We start from the raw sequence: 14,247 nt of genomic DNA, 5'->3' as shown, positions 1-14,247 counted from the left end.
CAAGGCCGTTGTTCTTCGGGGATGGCTCTCTTTACGGGTAGTAGTGCGTGAGGGACTCCGCGACGCAGGCGGGCTTGTCGGATCCTTCGAGTTCGAAGGTGAAGGCGCGGTGCACCTGGATGCCGCCCCGGCTCACCTCGCGCACCTCGGTGATCCCGGCGTGCAGGCGGATCCTGCTGCCGACCGGCACGGGCGCGGGGAAACGCACCTTGTTCACACCGTAGTTGAGGGCCATGCCCACGCCGGTGACCTGGAGGAGTTCCGCCACCATGGGGATGCCCCAGCTGAGCACCATGTAGCCGTGCGCGATCGTGCGCCCGAACGGGCCCGCGGCCGCGCGTTCGACGTCGGTGTGGATCCACTGGCCGTCGCCGGAGACCGCCGCGAAGGCGTCGATGAGCTCCTGAGTGACTTCCCTCCACTCGGAGTGTCCGAGATCGCGGCCGGCCAGCTTCGCGATCTCCGGTATGCCGTTGGCGGTCAGTGTCACGATGGACTCCGATTTCCTTGGTTCAGTTCCTGGTTGGATGACGGCCGGTCATCGGCCGGTCGGTGCCTGCGGTCCGGCGGGACGTCAGCCGGTGATGCGTTCGAACACCGCGGCCAGGCCCTGGCCTCCGCCGATGCACATCGTCTCCAGGCCGTAGCGGGTTCCCCTGCGGTGCATCTCGCGCACCAGGGTGGCCAGGATCCGGGCGCCGGTCGCCCCGACGGGGTGGCCGAGGGAGATGCCGGAGCCGTTGACGTTGATCCGCTCGTGGTCGGCGTTGGTCAGACCCAGCACCCGTGTGCAGGCCAGTACCTGGGCGGCGAAGGCCTCGTTGAGCTCGATCAGGCCCATGTCGGTGAGCGTGAGCCCGGCCCTGTCCAGGGCTTTCCGGGTGGCCGGCACCGGGCCGATCCCCATGGTCTCGGCGGGCACCCCGGCGCGGGCGAAGGACACCAGCCGCACCAGCGGGGTCAGGCCCAGACGCCCGGCCGTGGCACGGGTGGTCACCAGGCAGGCGGCCGCCGCGTCGTTCTGACCGCTGGCGTTGCCCGCGGTGACGGTCGCCTCCGGGTCGGACCTGCCCATGATCGGCCGGAGTGCGGCCAGTTGCTCCGCCGTCGTGCCGGGGCGGGGGTGTTCGTCCTCCGCCACGGTGACCTCGCCCTTGCGGGTGCGCACCGTGACGGGGACGATCTCGTCCTTGAACAGCCCGGCCGCCACGGCGGCAGCGGTGCGCTGCTGGGAGCGCACCGCGAGGGTGTCCTGGTCCTCGCGGGAGATGGAGTAGGCGCGGCGGAGGTTCTCCGCGGTCTCGATCATGCCCCCGGGAACGGGGTGGTTGACGCCGCCGGCGGTGGCCCGGCCACGCGCCAGGGAGTCGTGGAGTTCGAGACTCGGCGTCCTGATACCCCACCGGCCGTCGTGGGTGTAGAAGGGGGCCGCGCTCATGACGTCCACCCCGCCCGCGACGACGACATCGCTGAAGCCGCTGCGGATCTGCATGGCGGCGTCGAGGACGGCCTGGAGGCCCGATCCGCAACGGCGGTCGACCTGGACGCCGGTGACCGAGTCGGGCAGCCCAGCGTCGAGGGCGGCGACCCGGCCGATCGCGGGGGCGTCGGAGGTCGGGTAGGCGTGGCCCAGGATCACCTCGTCGATCCGCTCGGGACCGATCCCGGTGCGGCCGACGATCTCGGCGATGACGAGCGCCGCGAGACCGGCCGGACGCTGGTCCGCGAGCGCGCCGCCGAAGCGCCCGATCGGTGTGCGCAGCGGCTCGCAGATGACGACATCGGCTTGTTCGGACATGCGACTGCCTTTCCCTGGTGGGGGAAGCTCTACGGCGGAACCGTTCCCACCGAGCCTCGCACTCCGGCACCAAGAAGATCCAATACCTGATTCACGCCGGACTCGGACGGAAATCGTCTAGGTGCTCAGGGTGGGGGTCGGCAGCGCCTCCTCGGCCACGGTGAGGACCGAGTGCAGCGCGGCCGAGGGATTGTCCGTACGCCAGGCCAGCGCCGCCTGGAGCCGGATGGGCGGCCCGGCCAGCGGGCGGTACACCAGGCCGGTCTGCTGGACGTGCAGGCAGGACGTCAGGGTCAGCGTCACCCCGACTCCGGCGGCCACCAGCGCCAGGATGGTGTGGGAGTCCGGAGCCTCCTGGACCACCCGCGGCGTGAACCCGGCCGTGTCGCAGACCTGGAACGTGGCGTCGCGCAGGCTGGAGCCGGCGTTGGCGGGGAAACTCACGAAGGGCTCCTCGCCCAGGGCGGCGATCGGGATCCGATCGCGCTGGGCCAGGGGGTGGTAGGAGGGCAGCGCGCAGATCATCTCCTCCTCCCCGATGACCCGCAGTGTCACACCCGGGGGAGTTGCCGAGAGCCGGACGAAACCGAGGTCCAGCGAGCCCTCCGCGACGCCCGCCAGGGCCGCGTTGGCGTAGGTCTGGCCCTTCAGGACCAGCTCGATGCCGGGGTGGACGGCTCTGACGGCCCGGGTCAGCCGGGGCAGGCTCTCGTGGCTGGAGGCGCCGGCGAAGCCCACGGTCACGCGCCCGTACTGGCCCAGCCCGGCGGCCCTGGCGGCCCGGGTGGCCAGGTCGAGGTCCTTGAGCACGGTACGCACCGGTTCCAGGTAGGACTGGCCGGCGCTGGTGAGCCTGACCGAGCGGGTGTTGCGCTCGAAGAGCTGGACCCCCAGCTCCTTCTCCAACTGCCGGATCTGCTGGCTCAGCGGTGGCTGGGCCATCTGGAGCCGCTTGGCGGCACGGCCGAAGTGCAGTTCCTCGGCGACGGCTACGAAGGCGACCAGGCGGCGCAGTTCCATGGTGGTTCCCACTGTTCCGACTCCGGGAGGAATCCCGGTCATTCATCGAATGAACGTCTTAAAGCGTGTGCCATTTAGTATTGGACATTAATGGATTACGGCTGGCAGCGTAAGACCGTCCGCTGAACCGGTCCGCGCAGCTCCGGCCTGGCGTCCGGGCGCGGGCGTTCCCGCGTGGCACACCGGCGGACACGTCCGTCCACCTCGGACGGCGGCCGTTCGCGCGGACTTCGGTCTCCCCAGAGTCGGGAGGTCAGGGCGACAGGGCCCCGCGGGGTGCGTCGGCGGTGGGTGGTCACCGCACCCGGGCCGCGACACGCCGGGTGTCAACGGGGCCCGGGCACGGGAGGCGCGGAGTGCCGGCGATCCGCCGGCGGCCGCGGACCGAAGCGGCCGGGTCAGCAGAACGCATCCGGCTCCCGCACCACCGGAGCGGGAGCGGAAATCCGAGAACCGAGAGGGAGGCGAGATCCACATGCGCATCAGGATTGTCGGCGCCGGCGCCATGGGCCGCGGCATCGCCCAGTGGGCGGCGGTCGCCGGCCACACCGTCGAACTCGCCGATGTGCGGCAGGAGGCCGTCGGCGAGGCCGTCGTCTTCGTCCAGCACATGCTCGAACGCGCCGCCCAGAAGCAGCGGATGACCGAAGAGGCCGCCGGAGCCGCTTCGGCACGGCTGCTGCCGGTGGACTCGCCGGCCGCGCCGGGCGACGACGTGGGGCTGGTCATCGAGGCTGTCCGCGAGGACCTGGCCACCAAGACGGAGCTGTTCCGGCAGCTGGAGGACATCCTGCCCGCGGGCACGGTCTTCGCGACCAACACGTCCTCGCTGCCTGTGACACAGATCGCGTCGGGACTCCTTGATCCGTCCCGCCTCTGCGGCCTGCACTTCTTCAATCCCGTGCCGCTGATGAGGATCGTCGAGGTCGTTCCGGGCGCGCTGACGCGCCCCGAGATCCCCCGGACCCTCGTCGAACTGGTCCGGGCCACCGGACACGCCGCGGTAGTCGCCTCGGACACCCCCGGCTTCCTGATCAACCACGTCGGCCGCGGCCTGATCACCGAGGCGTTCGCCCTGCTGGAGGAGTCCGTCAGCGACACGACGGGCATCGACCGCATCGCCCGCGACGTACTCGGACTGCGCATGGGCCCCTTCGAGCTGATGGACCTCACCGGCCTGGACGTGACCGCCGCGGTGACCGACTCCATCTGGCAGGGCTTCCGGCACTCCGACCGGCTGCGCCCCTCCTACCTCGCTCCCAACCGGGTGGCGGCGGGCCTGCACGGCCGCAAGACCGGGCGCGGCTTCTACGCGTACGGCCCCGGCATCCCGGCCCCCGCCGACCTGACGGAACAACCCGTCACCGGCGATCCGGGCCGGCCGGTGTGGGTCGCCGGCGAGGGCCGGGACGGCGACACGCTGCGCACGGTGCTCAGCGAGTCGGGGGCGGCCCTCGAAAAGGCGTCCGCGCCCTCGGAGCAGGCTCTCGTGCTGTGCCCGGTCTGGGGAACGACCGTCGCCTCCGCGATCGCCGAGGGCGGCCTGCCGGCCGAGCGCACCCTGGGCGTCGACCCCCTGTCCCTCACCGCCCGTCGCCGGGTGCTGGCCATGACCCCGGCGTCCGACGGGACCGCGGTGCGCGACGCGCGCGCGGTGCTGGCACGGGCGGCCGGCGGTGCAGAGGCCGTCCCGGTGTCCGTCGTGCGCGACACGGCGGGCTCGGTCGCCCAGCGGGTGCTGGCGTCGATCATCTCGGTGGCGGCCTCCGTCGCGGAGCGTTGCCTCGCGGCCCCCGGCGACATCGACCTCGCCGTCACGGCGGGACTCGGCTACCCGGTCGGTCCGTTGGCCTGGGGCGACCGGATCGGGGCCCGGCGCCTGCTCGCCCTGCAGGAAGGGCTCCACCGCAGCACCGGTGACCCCCGCTACCGGCCGACCCGCTGGGTCACCGAGCGCGCGCATCTCGGCCTGCCGCTCACCGAACCGGGCGCCGTCCCGCCGGTCGCCGACGCCTGAGGCACGCGCCCCCTCCCGCTTCCGGGAACGCATCGCCGGGGCGAGCGCCCCGGCACGACGAACGAATCGCACGACAACGCACGAGCGAAGGAAGAACAGTCATGACCCTGAGGATCACCGTCTGCGTGAAATACGTGCCCGACGCGACAGGCGACCGGCACTTCGCCGACGACTCGACGGTCGCCCGCGAAGACGTCGACGGACTTCTCTCGGAACTCGACGAGTACGCGGTCGAGCAGGCCCTCCGGATCGCCGACGAGTCGGACGACGCGGAGATCACCGTACTGACGGTGGGTCCCGAGGACGCCAGGGAGGCGCTGCGCAAGGCGCTGTCCATGGGCGCCGACCGCGCCGTCCACGTGGAGGACGACGGCCTGCACGGCACGGACGTGCTGGGCACCTCGCTCGTGCTCGCCAAGGCCATCGAGCACATCGGCTACGACCTCGTCGTCTGCGGCATGGCCTCCACGGACGGCGCCATGGGGGTCCTGCCCGCGCTGCTGGCCGAGCGCCTGGCCGTCCCGCAGGCCACCCTGCTGTCCGAGGTCTCGGTGGCCGGCGGTCAGGTCACGGGCCGCCGGGACAGCGACGCGGCGTCCGAGCGGCTTCAGGCGTCCCTGCCGGCGGTCGTGTCGGTGACCGACCAGTCCGGTGAGGCCCGTTACCCGTCGTTCAAGGGCATCATGGCGGCCAAGAAGAAGCCGGTGGACTCCCTGGACCTGTCGGACCTCGGCATCGACCCCGACGAGGTGGGACTCAAGGGCGCCTGGACCGCGGTGGAGGCGGTGGCCGAGCGCCCGGCCCGCACCGCGGGCACGATCGTCCAGGACGAGGGCGAGGGCGGCAAGCAGCTCGCGGAGTTCCTGGCGGCCCGGAAGTACATCTGAGCCCGGGCCGACGCCCACCCGTCCACGTCCTTCTTCTTCATCCGCAGGAGACACGTCCATGACCCACATCCTCGTGTACGTCGACCACGTCGACGGAGCGGTGCGCAAACCCACCCTCGAACTGCTCACACTCGCCCGCCGCCTGGGCGAGCCGGTCGCCGTGCATCTCGGCGCCGGCGCGCAGGCCGCCGCCGAGATCCTGGGCGACCACGGCGCGGTCAGGATCCTCGCGCACGACGCCCCCGAGTACTCCGAGTACCTGGTGGCCCCCAAGGCCGACGCGTTGCAGGCCGCCTGCGCCGCCGTCTCCCCGGCCGTGGTCCTCCTGCCGTCCTCGGCCGAGTCCAAGGAGATCGCCGCCCGCCTGGCGCTGCGCGTCGGCGCCGGCCTGGTCACCGACGCCGTCGACGTCGAGGCGGGCCCCGACGGCCCGGTCACCACGCAGTCGGCGTTCGCCGCGGCCTTCACCACCCGCTCGCGCGTGACCCGGGACGTCGCGGTCATCACCGTCAAGCCCAACTCGGCCCCGGTGGAGGCCGCCCCGGCCGCCGGCACGGTCGAGGAGCTGGCAGTGGTCTTCGCGGACCGGGCGACGGGCACCAGGATCACCTCGCGGACCCGGCGCGAGTCGACGGGACGCCCGGAGCTGACGGAGGCGGAGACCGTCGTCGCCGGTGGCCGCGGTGTCAACGGCGCGGAGAACTTCCGGATCATCGAAGCCCTGGCCGATTCGCTCGGCGCGGCGGTGGGCGCGTCCCGCGCGGCCGTCGACTCCGGCTGGTATCCGCACGCGCACCAGATCGGCCAGACGGGCAAGAGCGTGTCGCCGCAGCTGTACGTCGCGGCGGGTATCTCGGGCGCGATCCAGCACCGGGCCGGCATGCAGACCTCGAAGACGATCGTGGCGATCAACAAGGACGCCGAGGCACCGATCTTCGACCTGGCCGACTACGGCGTGGTCGGCGACCTGTTCGAGGTCGTGCCCCGTCTCACCGAGGAGATCCGGGCCCGCAAGGCCTGATCGCGTCGAGGCCCGCGCACCGCGCGCGGGCCTACGACACCAAGGGGAACCCCTCCCGTTCGCCCCAGCCCCCTGAACCCCCGAAGGCACTGACAGCGACACCGCACATCGATGTCAGTGCCTTCGGGCTGCCCCCAAGCGCACGGACGCCCGGAGCGGAGAAGTCGTCGAAGCCGGTGAACACCCTCGCGTTTCCGGACTCGCTCCGAGACAGGTCGGATGTCGTCATACAAATTCCGTCCCAGGTCTAGGACTTGGCGACACGGTTCCGTACATTCATCGGATGTCTGAGCCTTCGCTCGTCCTGTGGGAGATCGACTATGCGCACCAATGTCGCCGCGTGCCTTGCTGCCGCCGTGGCCTGTCTGGGTTTCACCGGCGGCCCGCCCGAAGCCGTCGCCGCCGACGCGTCCGCCCACGCGGCGGACACTCTGCATGTCGCGCCAGACGGGCGCGGTTCGGCGTGCAGTGACCGGAATCCGTGCAGTCTCGAGACCGCTCGCGACCGTGCGAGATCTCTCGTCCCGCAGGCCCCGGGCGATGTCGTGGTCGAACTGGACGGCGGGACCTACCGGCTCACCGCTCCCTTCCGGCTGGGCGTCCAGAACTCCGGCCGGCCCGGCCACCCGGTGGTGTACCGGGCGGCCGCGGGGCAGACGCCGGTGCTCAGCGGCGCGACCCGGATCACCGGCTTCGCGCGCGTCGACGCGGCGAAGAACATCTACCGGGCCAAGGTTCCCGCAGGCATCACCAGTCGGGAGTTGTTCGTCGACGGGAAGCGTGCCGACCGCGCCCGCGGGACGCGCAACCCGTCGGGGTTCTCCGTGACCGCCACCGGCTTCACCACCGCTGACGCCTCGTACACCGCGTGGACGAACCCCGCGCAGGTCGAGGTCGTGCACAACAGCGGCTGGAAGCAGATGCGTTGCCCGCTGGCGTCCATCACCCGCTCCGCGCACGGCGGCTCGGACCTCACCGTCGATCCCGGTTGCTGGAACAACAACCACAACGCGGTGCCCAACCCGAGCTTTCCCTTCAACGGCGCCGGACTGCCGTCGATGGACGGCATCACCTGGCTGGAGAACGCCTACCAACTCCTCGGCACACCAGGCCAGTTCTATCTCGACGAGAACGCCGGGTACCTCTACTACGTGCCACGCGCGGGCGAGAACCTGGCGACGGCGGACGTCGAACTGCCGGTGGCGCCCGAACTCGTCGACGCCTCGGGCACCCCGGGACACCTGGCCCCGGTCAACGACACCGACTGGCGGGCGACCTACACCGGCAACTGGGGCTACTCCGACGGCCGCCACCTCGGCGACCTGAACGCGGACGTGCACTACACCTCCGGCAACGGCGACGCGGTCAGCTACACCTTCACCGGCACCGGGATCCAGGTGGTGTCGGAGACCAACTCCGACGAGGGCACCGCGGACGTGTACATCGACGGGAAGAAGGTCTCGACGGTCTCCGGCGACGGCCCGGAGCGGCTGGCCCAGCAGGCCATGGTCTCCGTCACCGGACTCCCGAAGGGCAAGCACACCCTGCGTCTGGTCAAGACCGGCGGGACCTACCTGCTCGTCGACGGATTCACCGTGATCCCCGACGTCGTGGCACCCGTGCACGACATCGTCTTCTCCGGGCTGACCTTCGCCTACACCACATGGAACGCCCCGTCCGCCGAGGGCTACGTGGACAACCAGGCCGGGGTGCTCTGGGACCCGGCGACCCGCACCCCGATCCGTATCCCCGCGGCGGTCCAGGTGCACCGGGGCAAACGGATCTCCTTCTCCGGCGACGTGGTCCAGCACACCGGGACCAGCGGCATCGACCTGGCCGACCAGACACAGGACTCCACGATCGAGGACAGCTCCGTCACCGACACCTCCGGCAGCGGTGTCTCGGTCGGCGAGGTGGACGACTACTACCAGACCGACCCCGCCCTGATGACGAGCGGCAACACCGTCTCGGGCAACACCGTGCAGTTCCCCGGCCAGGAGTACCAGGACGCGGTCGGCGTCTGGGTCGGCCACAGCAGGGCGACGACCGTCTCCCACAACGACGTCGGCTACACCCCGTACTCCGGCATGTCCATCGGCTGGGGCTGGGGATGGGCGTCGAACTGCACCCTGCAGGCCAAGCAAGGTCTGCCCGACCCCTGCCTGCACGGCACCACGTACGCCGGCGGCAACAAGATCCTCGGCAACCACGTGCACAGCGTGATGGGCGCGCTCTTCGACGGCGGTCCGATCTACACCCTCGGCGGCCAGTCCGCACCCTCGGAATTCGCCGGCAACGTGCTGTCGGAGTGCATCGACGGCTGCAACATGATCTACCACGACGAGGGCAGCTCGATGTGGAACACCCACGACAACGTCGTGCGCTTCGCCAACGGGTCGCTCTGGACGAACCTGTGGACGCCGAGCATCCACGACGACTCGATCCACGACAACTACAGCGACACCGCCTCCTACAACAACAGCGGCACCGACATCTCGTTCGAGCAGGCCACCGTGGTGACGGACGGGAACTGGCCGCCGGCGGCCAGGGCCATCGTCGACGCCGCCGGCCCCGGCACCCTGCCCGGCCGCACCGTCGACGACGACGACCTGCGGATCTCGTACACCGGCAACTGGTCCTCCAGCGGTTCCCGCGGCTACGGCGACCTCGACAACGGGGTGCACTACGCGCAGCACGACGGCGCCGCCGCCACGATCACCTTCACCGGCACCGGCATCAGCTTCCTCACCGAGACGAACTCCGACGAAGGCGACATCGCCGTCACGCTGGACGGCCACTCCAAGGAGACCGTCAGCGCGAACACCCCGCAACGGCACGCCCAGCAGAGCGTGTTCACGGTCTCGAACCTGCCGGCCGGCACGCACACCCTGACTCTCACCAAGGCCGGCGGCGACTACCTCCTGGTGGACGGCTTCACCCTCGACTGACCGCGGTCACAGGCAACTCACCGCCACCGGGCCGGCCATGCGCCGGGAGAAAGGAAACACCCATGTTTGCCGCACCCAGACGTAAACTGCTCACCGTGCTGACGGCACCCGCCGCGGTCGTCGCACTGCTCGCCGGCGCGCAACTCGCCGTAGGCCGCACCGCCGACTCCCCGGCGACCGCGTCCACCGCCTCGCACGCCCAGGCGCCTCAGGACCGGCGGGTCGCGGCCTGGTCGCCGAGCATGACGGTCGGCGGACCGAACTTCAACGACCAGACCATACGGATGGTCGCCCACTCCACCGTCGACGGCGACGCACTGCGCATCCACCTGTCCAACCTGCGCGGCACGATCCCGCTGTCGGTGGCACACGTCACCATCGGCGCGCAGGCCGACCGGGCCACGGCGGTCGCCCGGTCGCTGCTCCCGGTCACCTTCGACCGCCGGCGGTCCGTGACCGTCCCCACCGGCGGGGAAGTGGTCAGCGACCCGGTGGCCATGCACGTCAAGGCCGACCAGAGCATCCTGATCAGCATCTACCTGCCCCATGCGACCAGTTCCGCCACCTGGCACTCCGACGCCTTCGACACCAGCTACCTGTCGACGCCGGGCGACCACACCGCCGAGACCTCCGACGCGTCCTACGTCGCGGCGAGAACCTCCTGGTACTACCTGTCCGGGATCGACGTCGTCCCGACGCACGCCCGCGGCACCGTGGTGGCCTTCGGCGACTCGATAACCGACGGTTACAACACCCCGGCGGGGGCCTACCGCCGCTGGCCCGACGACCTGGCCCGGCGGTTGGCCGCCACCAGCCCGATGGGCGTCGTGGACGCCGGTATCGGCGGCAACCGCGTCCTGACGGACGTCCCCAACATCTGGCAGGGCGTCAGCGCCACCAAGCGCTTCGCCCATGACGCGCTCGGCCAGCCAGGCGTCAGGGACGTGATCCTCTTGGAGGGCATCAACGACATCGGCAACAACGCCGGTCCCGGCGGCGCGCCACTGACCGCGCAGGACCTGATCGACGGCTACCGCGACCTGATCCGGCAGGCGCACGCCGCGGGAGTCCGGATCATCGGCGGCACCATGCTGCCGGACAAGGGCAACGGCTACTACAGCGACTCCGCGGAGGCGATCCGCCAGGCGGCCAACCAGTGGATCCGCACCAGCGGGGCCTTCGACGGGGTGGTGGACTTCGCCAAGGCCGCCGCCGACCCGGACGACCCCGCCGCCCTCAACCCGGCCTACGACTCGGGCGACCACATCCACCCCAACGAGGCCGGCATGCAGGCGCTGGCCAACGCGGTCGACCTGTCCCTGCTGACGTGACCGTCCCCTCTCCGGCGGTGACCCGTTTCGGATTCCGCCTCCACAAGGCCCGATCGGCACCCCGCGGTGCCGGTCAGCCGCGGTTGTTGGCGGGCAGGGGCGGGGCGGCGGACGCGTCGGCCTGCCGGAGTTCCGCGAGGAGCACGTTCTGCCCGTCGAGGAGTTCGGTGAGGATGCGGCGGGCGGCGCGGAGGAGTTCGGCGACGTCGCCGCCGGCCAGCGCGTAACTGACGCTGGATCCCTCCCGGATGGAGATCACGATGCCGGACCGGCGCAGGACGGCCAGCTGCTGCGAGAGGCTGGACGGTTCGATCTCGATGTCGGCGAGAAGGTCCCGTACCGGGACGGGACCGTACTGGAGCAGTTCAAGGACCCTGATCCGTACGGGGTGCCCGAGCATGCGGAAGAAGTCTGCCTTGGCCTGGTAGAGGGGGACTTGCATGACCGCTCGCTCTCTGCCGGTCGGATCTGTAGGGGATGTCTGGGTGCGGCGGCGCCTCGCGACGCCGCCGCATCGGCCCTGCACAGCCGATCCTTGCCTTCCGAGGCCGTGTGCAGACATGATTTGGGATCATGCTGATGTGGTGACTTGCAGAAGTCTTCACATCGTGGGCGCAGGAAGCCCGGTGTTCTGGAGTGGCGCTAGACCTCGAGCTGTTCCTCCACCCGCCTGAGTTGGTGACGGGCCATGGCCAGGTTCGAGCGCTCCTTGTCGAGAACCAGATACAGGAAGAGGCCGTTCCCGTTGCGGCCGGTGATCAGACGGATGAGGTGATACTGCTTCTCGAGTGTGATCAGGATGTCCTCGATCCGGCTCTTGAGGCCCAGCTCGTCCATCGTGCGTACCTTGGCCCTGATGACGTCCGTGTTCCCGGCCGCGGCGATGGTCAGGTCGAGGCCCTTGCCCCCACCCAGCGTCCCCAGGGCCATGCCGGTGGTGTAGTCGACGACCGCGGCCCCCAGCGATCCCTCGACGGCGGTCATCATTTCCTTCAGTGACACTTCCACGCTCGCCATGACGGCGCCTCCCCTTTGGATGTCGGTGGCGACGAGACCGGTTGTCACGGCCTCGTCCCATGCACGGACCGTAGGCCGGGGCGCGCGAACCAGGGACGGTGTCTTCGGGGCTGACGCATGATGACCGAAGCCCTGCGCCCTCGGTCCGTTCGGGCGACGGAAACTGATCGGGTCACTGCAGGCGCCGTTGATGACCGGCGGCGGCGGTGCCCCGGCCGCTGCAGTCGATGAATCCGGCTATGGCGGCGGCGACGGCTTCGGGCTGCTCATCGGGGATGAAGTGCCCGGCGTCGGGGACGACCACTCCGGTGGTGTTCTCGGCCCACGGGCTGATGGAGGCCGCCATGTCGGGGACGGAGCCGTGGCTGCTGGAGATTCCGAGGACGGGCGACCAGGCGTACCGTCTGGTCGGTACGCTATCGAAGGGCGGCCCGATCGACTACCGCCCTGCACCCGCCCGGTTGCCGACAAGATGCCGGCCGCAGGGCGGGTGACGTCACCGGGCTCGCGAGTGCGCGAGGCTCCTGGCGGGAGGGAGTGTTCCTCTTGGGCATCCCATCTGCCAGGAGCTTCGCCGCCGTGCGGTGCCACCCCGCTCAGCAGGTGAGGTTGGAGCCTGTCGGGACGCCGAGGATGGAGGTGAAGGAGACGTAGTCGTTGACGCGGTCCTGCATCTCGGCGGTGTTGCCGCCGTTGCACTCGATGCTGCCGTTGATGCTGCGGATGGTCTCGCCGAAGCCCGCGCCGTTGACCATGGCGTTGTGTCCGGTCATCGTGCCGGGGCCGGTCTGCGTGTTCCAGTACCAGAGGCCGGTCTTCCAGGAGACTGCCGGGTCCGAGGCAACCAGGCCCGGGTTGTCGAGCAGGTCGATGCCGAGGGCGTCGCCGGCCGCCTTGTAGTTGAAGTTCCAGCTGAGCTGCATCGGGCCGCGTCCGTAGTAGGAGTACGTGCCGGCCGGGCAGCCGTACGGCTCGCTCGCGCAGTAGTTCCCGGACTGATCGACCTCGTTGATGTAGACCAGGCCCCCGGTCTCGTGGTCGACGTTGGCCAGGAACGCCGCGGCCTCCTGCTTCTGCACGGTGGCGCTGCCGGTGGTGGCGAAGCCGGGGTAGGCGCTGAGCGCGGCCACCAGGCCGCTGTAGGTGTAGAAGGAGTTCCGGCTCGGGAACATCTGGTTGAACTGGGCCTCGCTGACCACGAATCCGCCCGTGCCGCCTCCGCCGGAGCCTCCGGTGCAGGTGTAGGGGGACCAGTACCAGGTGCTGATGGTGGGGTCGTATCCGGGGTTGTCGTGGGTGGCGATGTAGTACTGGCCGTTGGGGGTGTACCGCACGATGGCACCGGTCGCATAGGACTGCCCGGCCGCCCATGCGGGGTAGTTGCAGCTGCCGCCGGTGCCTCCGCCACTGGAGCCACCGCAGGCTCCTTGGTCGGCCCAGACGTCGGCGGCGCCGGGTGTCTCACCCTGTGTCCACCACTTGGCCTGCCAGTTGTGGCCGTTGTAGGAGGCGGTCATGCCGCCGGTGTAGACCGAGCCGGAGCTCCACGCCGCAGCGCAGTCCGCCGCGGCCGCCGGGCTCGCGGTACCGAGGACGGTGAACGCGCTGAGGAGGCAGGCCAGGACGGTCAGTACGACCGCCATGTACCTGCCATAGCTGGATCTCTGCTGCCTGCTGGGCATGGTTGTGCTCATCTGCCACTCCAGAGGTAGGGGGGTGAGTGGTGGCTTCAGCAGCAAAGCCTGATTGGTCCAGACCAGTCAAGAGCGGGGGGAGGGTATTTGCCAGGACGTGAGCAAGGGTTGCTTCCCCGGCCGCGGCCCGGCGCAAGCGGCGCGGCGGACAGCCGGTGGCCCTCGGCGGGGTCCGCCTGGACGGACGATCGCGGCGAACGGCGCCCGCGCGACCATGTCCTGGGCCGGCGGGCGCTTCTGCGGCCAGGACGGCGCCGGTCGTCGCTCGGACGTCTTCAAGCGCGGTCCCAAGGTGCCCATCACGCTCCGCGGACACGGGAGATACGAGGGCTGGACCCACGTCCGGTACGTGAAGGTCTGCCGACGGCGCCAGGTGGCCCAGCCCGCATCGGTGAGCGGGGCTGTGGGAGGGTTCGGGTCCTCCCGCAGCCCCGCAGCCCCGCAGCCCCGCTGCCCCGCAGCCCCGCTGCCCCTCGGTCAACGGTCTCGTCGCTGTCCCGGTCAGAGTTATTGA

At 70.5% G+C, this 14,247-nt stretch carries 11 protein-coding genes and 1 pseudogene; 5 read left to right on the top strand and 7 right to left on the bottom strand.

Annotated features, from left to right (window positions below):
• Positions 1-31 precede the first annotated feature (31 nt).
• From ACFXI4_RS13740 to ACFXI4_RS13730, 3 genes are all read right to left on the bottom strand, one after another.
• Positions 32-490, bottom strand: coding sequence for a MaoC family dehydratase (locus ACFXI4_RS13740; RefSeq protein ID WP_384990157.1), 459 nt, complete (start codon positions 488-490; stop codon positions 32-34).
• A gap of 84 nt (positions 491-574) precedes the next feature.
• On the bottom strand, positions 575-1,798 hold the full coding sequence (locus ACFXI4_RS13735; protein ID WP_384990155.1) for an acetyl-CoA C-acetyltransferase: 1,224 nt from the start codon (positions 1,796-1,798) through the stop codon (positions 575-577).
• A 117-nt stretch (positions 1,799-1,915) separates the two neighbouring features.
• The gene (locus tag ACFXI4_RS13730) at positions 1,916-2,818 is read right to left on the bottom strand and encodes a LysR family transcriptional regulator (protein ID WP_121418689.1); all 903 of its coding nucleotides are present in this window, start codon (positions 2,816-2,818) and stop codon (positions 1,916-1,918) included.
• Positions 2,819-3,293: 475 nt separating this feature from the next.
• Between ACFXI4_RS13730 and ACFXI4_RS13725 the strand changes: the two genes are divergently transcribed.
• From ACFXI4_RS13725 to ACFXI4_RS13705, 5 genes are all read left to right on the top strand, one after another.
• Positions 3,294-4,835 carry a 3-hydroxyacyl-CoA dehydrogenase gene (locus tag ACFXI4_RS13725; RefSeq protein ID WP_384990154.1) on the top strand — a complete coding sequence of 514 codons (1,542 nt, stop codon included), beginning with the start codon at positions 3,294-3,296 and terminating at the stop codon, positions 4,833-4,835.
• Between the two features lie 101 nt (positions 4,836-4,936).
• Positions 4,937-5,722: an electron transfer flavoprotein subunit beta/FixA family protein gene (locus ACFXI4_RS13720; protein WP_384990153.1), complete on the top strand. Its 786-nt coding sequence runs from the start codon at positions 4,937-4,939 to the stop codon at positions 5,720-5,722.
• A gap of 58 nt (positions 5,723-5,780) precedes the next feature.
• Positions 5,781-6,743 (top strand): electron transfer flavoprotein subunit alpha/FixB family protein, encoded by a 963-nt coding sequence (locus ACFXI4_RS13715; protein ID WP_384990151.1) that lies wholly within the window; start codon positions 5,781-5,783, stop codon positions 6,741-6,743.
• A gap of 320 nt (positions 6,744-7,063) precedes the next feature.
• A complete protein-coding gene (locus tag ACFXI4_RS13710) occupies positions 7,064-9,691 on the top strand; it encodes a hypothetical protein (RefSeq protein ID WP_384990150.1) in 2,628 nt (875 codons plus the stop codon).
• 62 nt (positions 9,692-9,753) lie between these two features.
• Positions 9,754-11,022: an SGNH/GDSL hydrolase family protein gene (locus ACFXI4_RS13705; RefSeq protein ID WP_384990149.1), complete on the top strand. Its 1,269-nt coding sequence runs from the start codon at positions 9,754-9,756 to the stop codon at positions 11,020-11,022.
• Positions 11,023-11,095: 73 nt separating this feature from the next.
• On the opposite strand, the gene ACFXI4_RS13700 is transcribed toward ACFXI4_RS13705, so the two are convergent.
• The 4 genes and pseudogenes from ACFXI4_RS13700 to ACFXI4_RS13685 all read right to left on the bottom strand — a co-directional run bounded on the left by ACFXI4_RS13700 (position 11,096) and on the right by ACFXI4_RS13685 (position 13,682).
• A complete protein-coding gene (locus ACFXI4_RS13700; protein ID WP_362713675.1) occupies positions 11,096-11,464 on the bottom strand; it encodes a metalloregulator ArsR/SmtB family transcription factor in 369 nt (122 codons plus the stop codon).
• A 200-nt stretch (positions 11,465-11,664) separates the two neighbouring features.
• Positions 11,665-12,039, bottom strand: coding sequence for a hypothetical protein (locus ACFXI4_RS13695; RefSeq protein WP_362713673.1), 375 nt, complete (start codon positions 12,037-12,039; stop codon positions 11,665-11,667).
• A 172-nt stretch (positions 12,040-12,211) separates the two neighbouring features.
• Positions 12,212-12,442, bottom strand: a pseudogene (locus ACFXI4_RS13690) (alpha/beta fold hydrolase); the annotation flags it as partial.
• 193 nt (positions 12,443-12,635) lie between these two features.
• Positions 12,636-13,682, bottom strand: a complete 1,047-nt coding sequence (locus ACFXI4_RS13685) for a glycoside hydrolase family 19 protein (protein WP_384990326.1) — start codon at positions 13,680-13,682, stop codon at positions 12,636-12,638.
• Positions 13,683-14,247 lie beyond the last annotated feature (565 nt).

The organism is Streptomyces sp. NPDC059224, assembly GCF_042754285.1.
In the GTDB taxonomy this organism is placed as follows: domain Bacteria; phylum Actinomycetota; class Actinomycetes; order Streptomycetales; family Streptomycetaceae; genus Streptomyces.
Note: the sequence above shows the minus strand (reverse complement) of the source record. Positions and strands in the feature narration are given on the sequence as shown.